Annotated in this window: 13 protein-coding genes; 6 read left to right on the top strand and 7 right to left on the bottom strand. The window is 68.2% G+C overall.

Going from position 1 to position 16,430, the window contains the following annotated elements:
• Window positions 1–21: 21 nt before the first annotated feature.
• The 6 genes from ACWEO7_RS14460 to ACWEO7_RS14485 form a co-directional block, all read right to left on the bottom strand.
• Window positions 22–324, bottom strand: coding sequence for a WXG100 family type VII secretion target (locus tag ACWEO7_RS14460; RefSeq protein ID WP_355076245.1), 303 nt, complete (start codon window positions 322–324; stop codon window positions 22–24).
• A gap of 36 nt (window positions 325–360) precedes the next feature.
• Window positions 361–678, bottom strand: a complete 318-nt coding sequence (locus ACWEO7_RS14465; protein ID WP_039795679.1) for a WXG100 family type VII secretion target — start codon at window positions 676–678, stop codon at window positions 361–363.
• A 410-nt stretch (window positions 679–1,088) separates the two neighbouring features.
• Window positions 1,089–2,624: a serine/threonine-protein kinase gene (locus tag ACWEO7_RS14470; RefSeq protein WP_452423631.1), complete on the bottom strand. Its 1,536-nt coding sequence runs from the start codon at window positions 2,622–2,624 to the stop codon at window positions 1,089–1,091.
• Window positions 2,625–2,706: 82 nt separating this feature from the next.
• The gene (locus ACWEO7_RS14475) at window positions 2,707–3,936 is read right to left on the bottom strand and encodes a DUF7373 family lipoprotein (protein WP_452423633.1); all 1,230 of its coding nucleotides are present in this window, start codon (window positions 3,934–3,936) and stop codon (window positions 2,707–2,709) included.
• Window positions 3,933–5,132 (bottom strand): DUF7373 family lipoprotein, encoded by a 1,200-nt coding sequence (locus ACWEO7_RS14480; protein ID WP_452423634.1) that lies wholly within the window; start codon window positions 5,130–5,132, stop codon window positions 3,933–3,935. Before ACWEO7_RS14480 ends, ACWEO7_RS14475 begins: the two co-directional genes overlap by 4 nt.
• 112 nt (window positions 5,133–5,244) lie before the next feature.
• Window positions 5,245–6,450 carry a DUF7373 family lipoprotein gene (locus tag ACWEO7_RS14485; RefSeq protein WP_452423636.1) on the bottom strand — a complete coding sequence of 402 codons (1,206 nt, stop codon included), beginning with the start codon at window positions 6,448–6,450 and terminating at the stop codon, window positions 5,245–5,247.
• A gap of 145 nt (window positions 6,451–6,595) precedes the next feature.
• On the opposite strand from ACWEO7_RS14485, the gene ACWEO7_RS14490 reads away from it, so the two are divergent.
• Window positions 6,596–7,915 (top strand): FHA domain-containing protein, encoded by a 1,320-nt coding sequence (locus ACWEO7_RS14490; protein WP_452423679.1) that lies wholly within the window; start codon window positions 6,596–6,598, stop codon window positions 7,913–7,915.
• A 7-nt stretch (window positions 7,916–7,922) separates the two neighbouring features.
• Here the strand turns inward: ACWEO7_RS14490 and ACWEO7_RS14495 are convergent, their stop codons facing one another.
• Window positions 7,923–9,368 carry a metallopeptidase gene (locus ACWEO7_RS14495; protein WP_452423638.1) on the bottom strand — a complete coding sequence of 482 codons (1,446 nt, stop codon included), beginning with the start codon at window positions 9,366–9,368 and terminating at the stop codon, window positions 7,923–7,925.
• A 107-nt stretch (window positions 9,369–9,475) separates the two neighbouring features.
• Here ACWEO7_RS14495 and ACWEO7_RS14500 point away from each other — a divergent pair, with 107 nt between their 5' ends.
• The 5 genes from ACWEO7_RS14500 to glmM all read left to right on the top strand — a co-directional run bounded on the left by ACWEO7_RS14500 (window position 9,476) and on the right by glmM (window position 16,411).
• Window positions 9,476–11,968: an FHA domain-containing protein gene (locus ACWEO7_RS14500; RefSeq protein WP_452423640.1), complete on the top strand. Its 2,493-nt coding sequence runs from the start codon at window positions 9,476–9,478 to the stop codon at window positions 11,966–11,968.
• Between the two features lie 91 nt (window positions 11,969–12,059).
• Entirely contained in the window at window positions 12,060–13,694 is a 1,635-nt protein-coding gene (locus ACWEO7_RS14505; RefSeq protein WP_452423642.1) for a hypothetical protein, read from the top strand.
• Window positions 13,695–13,868: 174 nt separating this feature from the next.
• Window positions 13,869–14,312: a 50S ribosomal protein L13 gene (gene rplM / locus ACWEO7_RS14510; protein WP_067803768.1), complete on the top strand. Its 444-nt coding sequence runs from the start codon at window positions 13,869–13,871 to the stop codon at window positions 14,310–14,312.
• Window positions 14,309–14,818: a 30S ribosomal protein S9 gene (gene rpsI, locus ACWEO7_RS14515; protein WP_063021350.1), complete on the top strand. Its 510-nt coding sequence runs from the start codon at window positions 14,309–14,311 to the stop codon at window positions 14,816–14,818. Before rplM ends, rpsI begins: the two co-directional genes overlap by 4 nt.
• A 216-nt stretch (window positions 14,819–15,034) precedes the next feature.
• Complete coding sequence (gene glmM / locus ACWEO7_RS14520) at window positions 15,035–16,411, top strand: phosphoglucosamine mutase (protein ID WP_452423644.1); 1,377 nt, start codon at window positions 15,035–15,037, stop codon at window positions 16,409–16,411.
• Window positions 16,412–16,430: the final 19 nt, after the last annotated feature.

Consider the following 16,430-nt stretch of genomic DNA (forward strand, 5'->3'; position numbering starts at 1 on the left):
CGAATCAGCCGAGACGGGATCTCAGAAGAGGCCCGCCAGCGCGGTGTCGGTGCCCTGCAGGTCCGAGTTGCCACTGCTGACCAGCTTGCCCGCGCTTTCCAGCGTGGTGTTCAGCTGGGTGACCTGCGTGTTCCACTGGGCCTGCAGCGAGGCGAACGCGTCGTTCGCGTCACCCTTCCAGTAGTTGGTCACGAAGTCGGTGACCTGCTTGTGGAAATCTTCGAGCATGGTCATGACGCTGCGCGCTTCGGACACGATGGCCTGGGCGCCCGCCTCGACCTCGCCGAAGTTCGAAGCAATCCGACCGGGATCGTTCGCTACCATGGGGAGCTCCTTGTTGTCTGTGGTTCGGCTATCGGATCAGGGAAGGTCCAGGCTGGAGGCCTGCGCGGCCACCTGCTGGGCGAACTGCTGGTCCTGATCGGCGAACTTCCGTCCGGCGTGGGCGAGCTTGTCCGACGTCTGGTCCAGCTGGTCGTTCAGCTTCCGCGCCTGGGCGAAGTAGCTGTCCATGAACGTGTCGAACGCCTGACGAGCCGCACCGCTCCAGGTGGCGGTGGTCTGATCCGACTTGCTGTTCAGTGCGGTGATCGCGGTTTGCAGATCCTGGTGCCGCTGCCGGCAGTTGTCCACAAACTTCGAGATCGCCTCTTCGCTCGCTTCGAGCTGTCCTGCCATTTCGGCTCCTTTCGGTTCCCGTCTCGGCCAACGGCGGAAGCCTCAGTTGGCCTGTACATCTGATTGGACGCGGTGCGGGTCTGATCGGTTCCATCCGACTCGAGAAAGTTCGGCATCGCCCCACGGGATCAGGGCCCTGCGCCCCTCAGCCCGGCTCGTCCGTAGTTTTCGGCGGCCGCGCACGGGCCTGCTCGGAAGACCACGATGCGATTCGGGTCTGCATGACTTGTAACGCCAGCGCTCGGCTCCCCTCCTTCCCCCTGCTCGCAGCTGTAATGATCGGCGAGTGGGCTGGCTGCGGTACACCTTACCGAACGCCTAAGTCCGCCGCTACCAGCAGATTGACGAAAGCCGGTGGTCTCGTGAACCGAAAACCGCACTGAGCCTTGGATTCAGCGGACGCGACCGAATCACTTCACGCGATTGCGCAGCACCGGCACCAGACGGTCGAGCAACGTCTGCTGGGACGACTCGCTCCAGTCGCGGACCGCGGCGACGGCCGCGGGATCGTCCAGCGGAATCACCGTGGCACGGGTGCCCGCCACTTGGTACGGAAGGCCGAGCAGGCCACCGCCGCCGGCCTTTTCGTCGCTGCGCACGGCCAGCACGTAGCCGTCCGCCGCTACTTCCAGCCGGTTGGTTCCGGTCAGTTCGCGAGGCGATGCCTCGTCGCCCGCGCGCCGGTAGTTGAGGTTGTAGACGAATCCGAGATTTTGCAAGAACTCGGTTTGCGGGGTGCCGCCGAGGAAGATCGAGACCTGCGAGCCGCGCGCCACGTCGACCATCGTGATCGTCTTGCCCCGGAATACCGGATTGTCCGCTCGCGCGCGGTCCAGCGGCGACAGCGCTGCCGTGCTGCTCGGCGTGGCGACAGCGGGATCGGGTGCTTGCCCGTCGCGATTCGATGCCCAAATGCCGATCCCCGCGGCGAGTAGGACGGTCACCACGCCCGCGGCCGCCGCGAGCAGCCAGTTCTTGCGCGCGGGTCGTGCGGCGGCGCTCCCTTGACCGGAGACGGCCACTCGGGGGTCGGTCCCCGGCCGCGGATCGAAGACCTGGATGGGATAGGTCGGGGAGGTGTTGGTGGCGACGGGATTGTAGCCGGGAATGAGGGCGCTCGCCGCCGCATCGGTGAATTCCCGGCAGCTGTTGAACCTTTCGGCCGGGTTTTTCGCCATGGCGCGGGCGAAAACGTGGTCGATGGCGGGCGGCAGGCCGGGTTTGACGGCGGTGGCCAGCGGCGGGGGCTCGTGAAGATGCCCCATCATCACCAGCGCGGGTTGGGTTCCCGGGTAGGGGTTGCGCGCGGTGAGCAATTTGAAGAATGAGCACGCGAGGCTGTAGACGTCGGCGCGGTGGTCGAGCGGGCTGCCGGTGAGCTGCTCGGGCGGGGCGTAGGCGATGGTCGCGACGAAACTACCGGTCTGCGTGAGTTCGGTGGTGTCGTCATTGGCTTTCGCCACGCCGAAATCGGTGAGCAGCACGCGCTCTTCCTCGCCGTCGCCAGGTGCGGACAGCAGGAAATTCGCCGGTTTCACATCGCGGTGCAGCAAGCCCTTGCGGTGCGCGTAATCGAGACCTTTGCCGACTTCGGTCGTGATACGGAGTGCGCGAAGCGGATTCATCGCATGCGGATCGCGGGCCAGTTCGGCGGCGGCATCGGTGCCGTCCACGTATTGCATGGCGATCCACAACTGGCCGTGTTCTTCACCGCGGTTGTAGACCGAGACGATGTTCGGATGATCCAGTCCGGCGGCGAGATTGGCTTCGCGCTCGAAACGGGTACGGAACTCGTAGTCGCGGCTGAGTTCGCCGCCGAGCACCTTCAGCGCGTCGGTCCTGGGCAGGCTGGGATGTTTGGCCAGATACACCGTGCCCATGCCGCCCGCGCCGAGCACCCGCATGATGCGGTACCCGCCGACAATGGTCCCGGGGCTCATCGCCATGTGCACGATCTCCTGACTCCACGCGGGCCGCTGGCGTTCGCCCCGCAGCATACTCGACCGAATTCGCGACGAAAGTGCGGCATTATCGGCTGTTCGCGAAAACGGAATACTGTGCGGCGGCGCGCTGTTGCGCGTCCAGCAGTTGATTCGCCGCGACGAATCCGACGTATTCCTTGTACGCGACGACGCAGGTGAATCGCCTGTCGTCGAAAAGTCCGCTCCGGTTCTCCACGCACGCCGAATCGGGCAGGTGCTGCGGGGGATCGGCCGGACCCGCGACCACTGTGGGAGTGATACGTTCCGCGGCTATCCGCCGGGCCATTTCCTGGTTCGGTGTGCGGATCACCAATGTGTCTCCGGAGACGGCGAATTTCTCGGCCCCCATCGCCGTGAAACGTTGTTTCGCGTAATCGAGGTCTTCGGCGTATTGCATGATGCCGCGCAGGCCGAACAAGGCGTATGAATCGTCGTAGCTGGGCGATCGGACCCCGGCCGGATTCAGGGTGCGGCTCAGCAGATGATCGGGATCCCAGGGCAACCGCAGCATCTCCTCCTCGGTCAGCGGAGCCAGCTGATCGAGCAGCGGAAGCTGAACGTCGTACGCCTTTTCCGCGAGAGTGACAAGGGCGTTGCGGTCGGGAGCGTTGACCGAGACGAGGAACGCCACCACGTAGGAGCCGTGCGCGAGCATCGTGCGCAGGAAGGGCGAGCCGGGGCGCCAGTGCGCTCGCGCCTGCGGCTGCCGCGGCAGCGTGACCGGCTCGTTCTGCTCGCGGTAGGCGCCGAGGTCGGCGTCGTAGAACTCGTTCGCGGCCTGCCGGGCGCGGTCCGGGTCGGGAAACTGCATGACGATCGTCCCGATCGTGGTGGAATTGGGCCGGGGCTTGGCCGGCCACCCGGACGCGATCAGGCTGACCTTCTGATCCGAGCCGTTGGTGTGGAACCCGTACATCATGCGGTTCCGTTCCGCGATCGGTCGCATGTCCTCCTGGCGACCGAGTTCATCGGGCAGCGTTCCCTTGCTGATACTCGACGGCGTCCAGCTGTACTTCATCCTGGGATCGATGTCGTAAGCCGAGGCGACGTGATCGGCCAGCCGCATGGCGGCGACCTTTCCCATGTCGATGAACAGCGGTTGATAGTCGTCGTCGTGCGCGTTCGGCGGCTCGGTGGGGTAGTTGCCGGTGTCGAGACCGCGAATATCGATCTCACCCGGCCGCGCGGTTCCCGCGAGGGTCGAACCACAGCCGGTGACGATCGTGGCGGCCAGCGTGCACGCGAGAGCGAGAGCGGCGGTACGGAATCCTGTCATGCGGCATTCACCAACAATGCGTACTGGGCGGAGACGCGTTGCTGTGCGTCGAGCAGCTGATGCGACCAGGCGAACGCGGCGTAGCGGTCGTAGGACACCGAACAATAGAACCGGACGACGACCGTCTTGTTGCCGATGTACTCCTTGCACTGGGCAGCGGGAAGGCCCTTCGGTGACTCTGCTCCGCGGAATTTCTTCGTGAGTCCGCCGAGTTCCTCGCGTAGTCGTGCGGCCGAGTCGGCGTCGCGCGCGCGGAACAGATGGGTGCCGTCGGCGGCGTACCGATCCACTCCCGCCGCTTCGATGATCCGGCGGTCGTCGGCCGAATCGATGGTGAAGTGCAGCGCGCCGCGCTCGGTGTACGCGCCGGGCGGGTCGATCCAGGAGTCTTCCCTGGGACGCGGCAGCGCCCGGTTCAGCATGCCGTCGATATCGACCGGCGATGTCATCAGTTGGTCGACGGGCGTGGGCGTGAACCGGCCGATCGCCGGGACCACGGTGTCCAGGCTCTTCTCGACCAGGGCGAGCAGTTCGGCGAGGTCGACTTTCTCCAGGTAGACCTTCACGTAGTCGTAGACCCAGGTGTAGACGACGAATTTACCCGTGGCGAACCATGATCCGATGGACTGATCCGTGGGTTGCCAATGCGCGTGCGCGGCTGGGTACTTCGCGATCTGGACGGGCGTGTTGCGGTTGTTGGCCTCGAAGTCGACGCGTTCCAGGGCTTCCGCCGCGGCCGCCGCCTTCTGCTCGTCCGGGAAGATCATGACGGCGTTGACCAGGTCGGTGCCCCGGTTGTCCGGCGCATTGCCCGCGTTGCTGAAGAAACCCGCGACGAAATCCGGCGCCGCCTCGGCGAACCGGGAGACATCCATGATCCGCCCGAGCGAGTTCTTCGGCTCGATGAACACCTTGGACAAGGACGGATTCTGGAAGACGAACCCGGGGTCGATGTCCGAGGGCGGCGGGAGGAAGTTCGCGAGCCGCTCCGCCTCGATCATGCGTGCCTGCTCGGGATTCTTCGCTGTTCCGTACGCGCGCGGGGTCGTCGCGTAATTGCCCACGTCGAGCTGCGCCAGATCGACGGGCTGCGCGGACTTGTCCGTTCCGGCCGCCGGGTCGCCGCACGCGCCGCCCCCGAGGGCGACGGCGCAGGCCAGCACCAGGGCACCGGCGGTTCGGATCGGTCTCGACATCGCGCCGTGCTGCACTCTTCCCTCCCCTGACTGCGGTAGTTGCGCCGGATCCTACTTCGGCCCACCCGCGGCCGAGGATCGCGAAAGCGCTGGGCGCCTACCGCCTTCGATCTCAGAAACTGTTCGCCAGCAGCGCGTACTCCGCGGCGACCTTCTGTCGCACGTCCGGTTCCTTATCACTGGTGACGACTCCGACGTACCGCTTGTACGCGACGTAACACCGGTATTTGTACTCCCGGTCCGGGTCGCCCTTGCTGTTGAGTTGCAGGCACTTGGCGCCGGGGACGTCCTTGGGAGCGCCCAGCGGGTCGTAGTGCGCGCCTTCGCTGTCCAACAGGCCGGTGACCAGTTTCTGGGCGGCGGCCGCGTCGCGGGTGCGGGCGACGTAACTGTCGTCGAGCAGGCCGATGTGATCGACGCCGGCTTCCTCGACCAGGCGCAGGTGTACCGACTCGTCGTCGGCGCGGTGCACCGTGTGAAAGCCGCCGTAGACGGCGAAGGTAGCCGGATCCGGCACGCGGTTCTTGCGGTCGGCGACCGCGACGCGGGCGAGCAGGCCGTCGGGATCGGCCTTCAGGGTGTCGAGCTTGTTCACCGGGGTCGGGGTGAACTTGTCCAGCTGCGCGACCTGGGCGGCCAAGGTCTTGTCGACCCACTTCACCAGGTCGTCGCCATCCGCCGTCGGACGCTGGATGAACAAGGAGATGACGAATTCCTTGTACGCCATGAAAGTGCCGACGTTGGGAACGCCGGGCCGCCAGTGGATGTAGGAGTCGGGATACTTCGTGGACGACAGTTTGCGATTGTCCGGCGAAACGGCGATATCGACGTCCTCGAGTTCACCGGCGGCGAGCTTCGCGGTGGCCTCGTCGGGGAAGCGGAACAACGCGTTCGTGACCGCGGTGGCCTGCGGCGCCGGATTGGACTGGCCGGCCGGATCGGGACGGTCGGCGCCGCTGGCGGCGTATCCCACGACCAGCTTGCGATTGTCGAAGACCGGCCTGGACACCTTGGCCACGAAGTCGAGCGCCTGCTCGGCGTCCTTGACGACGGTGCTGCCGCGGCCGAATTTCAGCGCGGAGTCGATGCGCACGGTCGGAGCCACGGCGTCGGACATCCGCATGCCTTCCAGCAGCGCGCCTTTGCCCGCCGAATCCTGGTTGTACTCGTGCTTGTCGACGGGATAGGTGCCGACTTCCAGCTTGCGCACATCGATCTCACCCGCGGTCGGCGTGCCGTGCACACCCGCGCAACCGGCCAGCATCCCCGCCAGTGCCAGGCAAGACGCGGTGAGCGCGATCCGTTGCGTCCGAACCATCTCAGGCCCCTCGTTCCTCCCGTTGCTGACACTGAAGTTACCCGACGGACGCCGGGTAGGGGGACCGATGGTCGTCGTATTGCAATACCCTTGTCGGTGTGGCGACGACCTTGCACTGCAATCCCGGTGGAGGCCGATACCGGTGATGGATCGGCAGGTCGAGGTCGTCGTCGGCAGCCACGCCGTGGCCAGGGTCGCGGGCGCGGTCGTCGTCGTCGCGCACCGCAGGCCGGGCAGGCCCACCCCGGACTCGACCGCCGTCGTCGCTTTGGAATCACTGGCCGAACTGGTGCGCGACGCGACCGATCGGGAGCCGGGTGGCCCCGGCGCTCTGGTGGCCCGGCACGCGACGCGCTGGCTGATGAAACAGGCCGAGCAGATCAGCCCGGGCGAGCCGATCGACTTCGGCATTCTGTCCACCGCCGAGCACGGGGGCGTGGCGATCTTCTTGCACGGGGCGATCACCGCCGTGCTGGCCGGTGACGGCGTGCTCGAGCGATACCGCGGCAGCGACGCCGCCTTCACGGTGGATCGGGTCGCGGCGGTTCCGGCGCGGGCGGCGGCGCTGTTCGTCGACGACGCGAAGGGCCGCATCCCGGATCTGCCACCCGAGCGCGGCATCGGCAGGCTGGTCGAGGGCATCGCTCAGGCAGGTGGCGCGATCGTCTGGACGGAGGGCTCCCGCAGGAGTCTGCCGACGAACGGCGGAGAGCCCGGTTCCGCTGGCGCGCACGGCCGCCCGGAGACGCCTCCGGTGCCGACGCCGCGCGTCGAACCCGAGCCGTCCGCCGAATCGCGCCGGCAGGAGCCGCGACCGCCGCGATACCCGACGGCGCCGTCGACCGCGATGCTCGACGCTCAGACCGAACAGACGCCGATCGACCCGCACCACGCGCCGACGCAGCTGGGCGGCACCAATCCCGCGCCGCGGCCCGACCCGGAGTTGCAGCGTCGGATCGAGGCGACCGCGAAGGCCACCGCGCTGACCGTCAAGGTGATGGGATTCAAATGCGCGCGAGCACATCCCAGCGATCCGCGGGCGGCGTTCTGCACCGTCTGCGGTATGCCGGTCGACCAGACCCAAGCGCTGATCGAAGTGGTCCGCCCGCCGCTGGGCATGCTGATCCTCGACGACGGCATGACCTACATGCTCGCCGCGGACGCGGTAATCGGTCGCGATCCGGAGCGCTCGCCCGCCGCGGAGAGCGGACTCGTCCCGCTGCGGGTCGACGACGCCTCCGGTGGCATGTCCAGGGCGCACGCCGAAATCCGACTGGTGAACTGGGATGTGACGGTGGTGGACTGCGGTTCGACCAACGGAACCCGCACTCGCCTACCGGGCTACCGCGACTGGGTGCGCCTGGCGCCGCGCCAGTCCATGGCGCTCATGCCGGGCACCGAGATCATGCTCGGCAACCGCGTGCTGCGCTTCGAACTGGCCGCGCCGCCGCCGTTCGGCCGCTGAGCCCGCGCTACGAATAGCGCGCGGCGCACACGCTTTCGCCGTTCAGGACGCCGGCACGGAAGGCCTCGACTCGTGAGAAACCACTCGGGACGGTCTTGCCCTGGGCGTCGCTCGCGGCCAGGCCATCGGTGAGCAGCCCCGAGACCGCCTCGTCCAGATCGCCTGCGGCGAGCTTGATATCGCCCTGTTCCACCGGCCGCCCGGACTCGGCGAGTTTGCCGGTGACCACTCCGGACAGACAGGCCGCGCGCAGGCCGGTCTTGGCCCCGACCAGACTCTGACCGCGGCTCTGCTGGACGGCCAAGGTGTATCGGGAGATGAACACGATGTAGCCGTTGTAGTCGCCGGTTACCTTGAGCGGCAGCGGGTCGTCCGCGCCGGACGTCGAGGTACCGCGCTCGGCGAGTCCGGGAATATCGGTGGCGATCGTGTTCGCGGCGGGGCAGTACGACACCGGTCCGGTCACGACGCCGTCGGGGCAATCGATTTTCGCCCGTGAGTAGTCGTATGTCGGCTCGTGGCTGATCGGCAGAATGGCTTTGAGTGCTTTGGTGAGTTCGACCAGGGTCTGTTTCGTGATGGGGTACTCGCCGCGCCCGTTGTCGTCGCTGAAGCTCTGCGGCAGGTTGGCGCGGCGCTGGTCGATCTCGTCCTGGTCGATGCCCTTGCATGCCTTGGGACCGTCGGTGAAACCGATCTGCACGGCGGTGACCCGTTCGAAGGCGGAGCCGTGCACGCTCTCCGGATCATCCGGGTCGGAGTCGCGGATGGCGACGGTGGCGGCGAGCACGGTGTTGAGGCCGTCGGAGGTGTTGATCGTGAAGTGCTTTGCCTTGCCCTCCGCCACGTGCCGCATGAACGCGCCTGCGAAGCAATCCGCCTGCTGCTCCTTGACGATCACCGGGTCCTTCGCGCCGACGATCTTGGCCATGGTCTGCACCGCGTGCCCGTACTCGTGCGCGAGCACCATCACGACGGACATCTTCCCGAAGGTCTCCTCCATGGTGGGAAGCAGCACCGACCGATCCCAGCCGATGGAATTGTCCAGGCGGCAGAAGGCGGCGTTCACCAAGCGGTAGGTGCTCTCCTTGCAGAACTCGACCGACTCGGGACGCCCGGCCTTCGCGCTCCAGGACAGCAGCTTCTCGACCGGCTTGAACTCGCCTTGGAACTCCTTGCCGAACTCGCCGCGCCAGTAGGTCTGGATGTCGTCGACGGCGTTGAGCGCCAGGGTGTCCACGGCGCCGCCGTCGCCGTTGGTCGCGGTCAGCGTGCTGTCCGGGACGCCGGTGCGGGGGCCGCTTGGGCCGCTCGTGGTGGGTAGCCCGGCAACCTTGAACGGATCGTCGTAGACGGAGACGGCCCGGCCGTCGACCACTCGAATACAGCCGCCGACCAGCACTGAAAAACTGAGCAGCGTCGCAACCAGCGCGGTCGCTCGGACTCTCGGCAAGGCTCCCCCTAGTCGGCCGCTAGGTCGTTCACGTCGGTCGCCGGATCGGGGCATTTGGCGCATCGGGGGCACCGCCGATGTCCGGGTGATGGAATAGTATCCGCTGCATGTCTTCACCGGGGGCGCAGACCATCACCGTGCGCCATGATGGAAACGAACGAGTATTCGATTCGAGCCAGCACGTCACGATGGGCCGCGCGCCGGAGGTGACGCTTTTCGTCGACAGCCCACTCGTCTCGCGTGTGCACGCCACGCTGGCCTGGCAGGGCAGCGCCTGGGTGTTGACCGACAACAAGAGCACCAACGGTGTTTTCGTGGACGCGCGCAGGCTGACCCAGCCGGTGTCGATCGACCGCCCCACGCAGGTCCGGCTGGGTGACGCGATCAGCGGCCCGCTGTTGCACCTGCTGCCCGCGAACCCGCAACCCCCGCAACGTCCGTCCGCGCGCCCGCCGCAACCGGCTCCGGTGCCGCAGCCGGGACCGCCGCCGCACGGGGTCCGGCGGCCCGTGCAGCAGTTCCAGCATCCGCACTATCCGCCGCCCCAGGACGCACCGGCGCCCGCGGTGAACATCAACATGACGACCAGGGCGGACACCTCGAACATGCCGCCGGTCCGGGCCAGGGCGAGCACGGCGCCCATCGCCCGCGCCGACCGGATCCCGCAGACCGGCCTGAGCATCGGCCGCACCACCGACAACCAGATCGTCGTCAACGATCCGCTGGCCTCGCGCAAGCACGCCCGCCTGGTGGCCTCCGCCGAGGGGCTGGCCATCGAGGATCTCGGCTCGGCGAACGGCACGTTCGTCAACGGGCACCGCCAGCAACGGGCGGTGCTGCGCGAGCGGGACATCATCACCATCGGCAACGTCGACTTCGTCGTCCAGCAGGGCACACTGGTGCACCGGCAGAAGCCGGTCGCCGAGCAGGGCCTCGCGGTGCACGGGGTCGGCTTCACCGTCGAGGGCAACAAGCAACTGCTCGTCGACGTGAACATGTCGGCCAGCCGCGGCACCCTGACCGCGCTGATCGGCCCGTCCGGAGCGGGCAAATCCACGCTGTCGCGCCTGATCGCGGGCACCACTCGGCCTTCGGGCGGCGTGGTCACCTTCGAAGGCCGCAACCTGCACGCCGAGTACGAGGCGCTGCGTTCCCGGATCGGCATGGTGCCGCAGGACGACGTGCTGCACCGCCAGCTCACAGTGCGCCAGGCGCTCGGTTTCGCGGCCGAGCTGCGGCTGCCGAGGGACAACAGCAAGCAGGACCGGCAGCAGGTCATCGACGGTGTGCTGCAAGAGCTTTCGCTCACCGAGCACGCCGACACCAGGGTCGACCGCCTTTCCGGCGGTCAGCGCAAGCGCGCCTCGGTGGCGCTGGAACTGCTGACCGGCCCGTCGCTGCTCATCCTGGACGAACCGACCTCGGGCCTGGACCCGGCATTGGACCGCCAGGTCATGGTGATGCTGCGCGAACTGGCCGACGCGGGCCGCGTGGTGATCGTGGTGACCCACTCGGTGGCGCACTTGGACATGTGCGATCAGGTGCTGCTGCTCGCCCCAGGGGGGAAGACCGCCTACTGCGGCAATCCGGCCGGTGTCGGCGCGGCGCTGGGCACCAGCGACTGGGCGGAAATCTTCGCAAACGTCGCGGCCAACCCGGATCAGGCGTTCGCCGCGTATCGCTCCCGGCAGGCGTTCGCGGCGCCACCCCCGCCGCCGGCGCAACCGTACGGGCCCGCGGGCAGTCCGCCGCAATCCAGCCGCGGCAAACAGTTCTCGACCCTGGCGCGCAGGCAGGTCCGCCTGATCCTGGCCGACCGCGGATATCTGACGTTCCTGGTGTTGCTGCCGTTCATCCTCGGCGGCCTGTCGCTGGTGGTGCCGGGGAAGAACGGTTTCCAGCGCGGTGCGCTGAGAGCGCTGCCGGACGGCACATTCGTGCCCGAAGGCGGAAGTGAGACACAGCAGTTGCTCGTGGTGCTGATCCTGGGCGCCTGCTTCATGGGCTCCACGCTCACGGTGCGCGACCTGGTCGGCGAACGCACGATCTTTTATCGCGAGCGCGCCGTGGGGTTGTTGCCCTCGGCGTATCTGATGGCGAAGATCGCGGTGTTCAGCTTCACCGCGCTGCTGCAATCGGCGGTGCTGGTCGGCATCGTCCTGGCGGGCAAGAAGCGTCCGGGCCAGGGGGCTGTGCTGGCGTCCGGCAGCGCGGAGTTGTACATCGATATCGCACTGACCGCGATCTGCTGTGTGGTCGTCGGATTGCTGCTCTCGTCGCTGGCCAAGTCGAACGAGCAGGTGATGCCGCTGCTGGTGGTGGCCATCATGTGCCAGCTGGTGATGGCGGGCGGCCTGATCCCGGTCACCGGCCGGGTGGTGCTCGAGCAGGTGTCCTGGCTGTTCCCCGCTCGCTGGGGATACGCGACGGGCGCGTCGACGGTGAACATCCGCGAACTGTTCCTGAACGCGCAGGCCGACACGCTCTGGCAGCACAAGGCGGAGATCTGGGCGTTGGACGTCGGCGTGCTGTTGCTGATCACCGTGGTGCTCGCGGTCATCACCTGGCGCCGGTTGCGACTGAAGAAGTCGGCCGCGTGACGCGGTCCGGCTACGCCCCGGTGCGCGGAGGCGGCGCCCAGCGGCGTGGGACGGCAACGACGAGCATCTCGGCCGCGAACCGGGCACACTTATGCCTGTGACGGTGCGAGTAGGGGCAGTGCATCTCGGCTGGGATGTGGTGTCCGTGGCGGCCGGTGGCGGTGGCGTTCCCATCCGCCCCGTGCAGGTGGAGGGCATGTGGACGCCGCCGGCCTATCTGCTGGCGGATTCGTCGGGCCGGTTGCACACGGCAGGCGTGGAACGCAACAGACCCGATCTCGGGATGGCGATCGCCGACGTGCGCGACATCCTCGGGCATCCGCAGATCGTGGTCGCGGGCGCGACATGGCCCGCGGAGTTGGTGTTCCGCGCGCGCCTGTACAACCCGCTCGCCGAGATCGGCAAACACTTGCGCGGCAAACCGGATCTGGTGGCGTTGCCCTACCCGGACAGCTGGCCGGACGAGAAGATCGATGTCTACGCATCGATGGTGGAACAGCTCGATGTCGTCGTGGAACCGCTGCCGGAGAGCGTCGCGCTGTCCGGCTACGTCCGCGCCCTCGGACTGGTGCACCCGCCGGACCGGTCCAGGCCGAACGGCGTCGGCGCGACGGGCGTGTACTCCGACGGCCGCGGCATGCTGGTGGTCGCGGTGCACGGCGACGACGAGCAGCCCACCGAGTCGGTCGACGTTCCGGTAGACGCGGAGGCCATGCGTGACGCCAGGTCGGCGGACGACGTCGTGATCGAGGTCATGGCGGCGGCCCGTTCGATCGGCGCGGACACCTCGACGGTCCTGCTGTCGGGCAACGTGCGCTTCAACGACGCGTTGCGCCTGGCCTTCCAGAACCATCTCGGACACCGCCTGCACGTGGCCGATCATCCGATGCACGCGCTCGTCCTCGGCGCCGCGCACCTGCTGGTGAGCGATCCGGAGGCGGACGAGCCGGAGCCCGCGGGCAGGCACGCCGAACCCGCGCCCGCTCCGCAGCGCCCGGTGGACGCGCAGCACCCTCCGCAGCAGGCGGACGCGGGTCAGCGGTCGGCGCGGCCGGTGCCCGGTGTGCAGTACGGCCCGGGATACCCGACCCAACCCGAAGAGGCGACGACCAGGATCGGTCGCGACGAAGCGCCGCGTGGCCTGCCGCCGAATCTCGCCGAGCTGGGTAGCCGCTTCACCCGGCCGCCGAGCGCGCCGGACGAGCAGCAAGACGGCGGTCGTCCGCCCGGTGGGCCGGTGCCGCCCCTCGGCCCGCGTCCGCCCTATCCGGGCGGGCCGGAACAGCCGTACCCCGGGCAGCAGCGCCAGGGGCCATGGCGGGACTCGGGCGCCGACTCCGACGACGAGGACCGGCACCCCAAGGGCAAGCTGTGGAACAAGATGAAGGGCAACTTGTTCGGGGCCAACACCGTCGTCGGGGCGGTGGCGCTGGCCGTGGTCGCGCTTCCCTCCGGGAATCACGGCGTGGAGCTGACCGCGCAGCCGGTCGTCCTCGACACGGCGTCGGTCGTCGCGGAGGAAGGGGTCGATGGCGAGCCGGTCGGCTGTCCGACCGCGCCCGATGCGATCATCCAGCCCAAGCCAGGGGTCACCGCCGCGCGGGGCAACCAGCGGGAAGCGCGGGAACGGGTCGCCGAGTGCGGACGGCCCGATGTCGATACTCTGCGCTATCTGGTCCCCGGCCCGCCGGGCGCCATCGACCTGGGCCCGCCGATCGAGATCTGACGCGATTTCTTCCCGCGATACCCCACTGGTATCGTTGCTCGCTGGCGTGTGGAACGTCCGGCCGACTCCTGGTGATCGTCCGGATGTCCGCCGAGTCCCGGGTCTCCACCGGCCGCCGGGAACACCTCGACCGCACGCTCGGCTGGCAACACCGACGACAGACAGGGAAGCACTGTGCCTACGTACAGCCCCAAGGCGGGTGACGTGACCCGTAAGTGGTACGTCATCGACGCCACTGACGTAGTGCTCGGCCGTCTCGCCGTCCAGGCAGCGAATCTGCTGCGTGGCAAGACGAAGCCGACCTACGCCCCGAACGTCGATGGTGGCGATTTCGTCATCATCATCAACGCCGACAAGGTCGCCATCAGCGGCAACAAGCGGCAGGACAAGCTGATCCACCACCACTCCGGGCACCCGGGCGGCCTGAAGTCGCGGACCGTCGGTCAGGTGTTGGAGAGCCGCCCCGATCGGCTCGTGGAGAAGGCCGTCAAGGGCATGATCCCGAAGAACAAGCTCGGCAACGCGATCGCGGGCAAGCTGAAGGTGTACGCGGGACCGACGCACCCGCACGCCGCCCAGCAGCCCATTCCGTTCGAGATCAAGCAGGTGGCCCAGTGACCGCTCCCGAGGAATTCAACGAGGAATACGTCGAGGAATTCGACGCCGCCGAGGCCGTTGAGGACGGTGCGGGCTACGAGGACTCCGAGGCCTCGGCGTCCTACGCTCCGGTCGTGATCGACCGCCCGGTGCAGACCGTCGGCCGCCGCAAGGAGGCCGTCGTGCGCGTGCGCCTGCTGCCCGGCTCCGGCAACTTCGTGCTCAACGGACGCACCATCGAGGACTACTTCCCGAACAAGGTGCACCAGCAGCTGGTCAAGTCGCCGCTGGTGACCGTCGAGCGCACCGAGTCCTTCGACGTGCACGCCCGCCTGGTCGGCGGCGGCCCGTCCGGCCAGGCAGGCGCTCTGCGGCTGGCGATCGCCCGTGCGCTGATCGAGGTCACCCCGGAGGATCGTCCCGCCCTCAAGCGGGCCGGCTTCCTGACCCGTGACCCGCGCGCCACCGAGCGCAAGAAGTACGGTCTGAAGAAGGCGCGCAAGGCGCCGCAGTACTCGAAGCGCTGATTTCGGCATCGTCGGCCCTCCGCATCCGGCACCCTCGCGGTGCCGGACGCGGTACGGTCGACGCGGCAGCTGTACGAGAGCAGGCTCCAGCGAACAGCTGGTCGCCTGCTCTCGCGCTGTATGAAGATGCGGCGTTAGCGGGGCCTTCGTGGTGCACGGGCCGGTGCCTCCCGGGCCGGCGCGCCCACGCCACAGATCACCAATGAGGGGCGAGGTATGGGACGGTTGTTCGGCACCGACGGAGTCCGCGGGCTTGCCAACGAGTCACTGAGTCCGGAGCTGGCGTTGCGCGTTTCCGGCGCGGCCGCGCAGATCCTGAGCCGGGGCAAGAAGCGCGCGCTCGCGGTGGTCGGGCGCGACCCGCGGGCCAGCGGGGAGATGCTCGAGGCCGCGGTGACCGCGGGGCTGACCGCGGCGGGAGTGGACGTGTTGTCGGTGGGGGTGCTGCCGACACCGGCCGTCGCCTACCTCACCGGTTTGTACGACGCCTGTCTGGGCGTGATGATCTCCGCCTCGCACAACCCGATGCCCGACAACGGGATCAAGATCTTCGCCGCGGGCGGGCACAAACTCGACGACGCGATCGAGGACCGGATCGAGGCGCTCATGGCCGCGGAGACGCCGTTCCGGCCGACCGGCGCGGGCATCGGCCGGGTCCGCAACGCCTCGGGCGCGCGCGATCACGGGCTGTCCGTCCCGGATCAGTACAGCCTCGCGGGCACCCACGAACGCTATGTGGAACATCTGGTGGAGGCGACGGGGCAGGACCTATCCGGGTTGACCGTCGTGGTCGACTGCGCGCACGGCGCCGCCGCGGAAGTCGGACCCGCCGCCTATCGTGAGGCCGGTGCGACGGTGATCGCCATCAACGCCGAGCCGGACGGGCTGAACATCAACGACGGCTGCGGCTCGACCCATCTCGAGCAGGTACGGGCCGCGGTGGTGGAGCACGGCGCCGACCTCGGTCTCGCGCACGACGGCGACGCCGACCGCTGCCTGGCCGTGGACGCCTACGGCAATGTGGTCGACGGGGACGCGATCCTCGCGATCCTGGCCCTCGCCATGCACGAGGCGGGCGAGTTGGCCGAAGACACTTTGGTCGCCACCGTGATGAGCAACCTCGGCCTGCACATCGCGATGCGGACGGCCGGAATCACCATGCGCACCACCGCCGTCGGCGACCGTTATGTGCTCGAGGAGTTGCGGCGCGGCGGCTTCACGCTGGGCGGCGAGCAGTCGGGGCATGTGGTGTTCCCGCGATACGGCACCACCGGCGACGGCATTCTCACCGGCCTGCGCCTGATGGCGCGGATGGCGCAGTCCCGGCGCAGCCTGGCCGACCTGGCGAGCGTGCTGAGCACCGTGCCGCAGATTCTGGTGAACGTGCCGGTCAACGACAAATCCGTGGTCGCGCGCGCACCCGAGATTCGCGAAGCCGTGCTGGAGGCGGAGCGGATACTCGGCGACTCCGGGCGTGTGCTGCTGCGACCGAGCGGCACGGAGGAATTGGTGCGAGTGATGGTGGAGGCCACCGACCCGGCGCAGGCGCGCCAGCTGGCGGACGATCTGGCGAAGCGGGTCGCAGGGGTATAGCGGGTTGAGGTCGTGCCGC

It is taken from the genome of Nocardia sp. NPDC004260, from assembly GCF_053603155.1.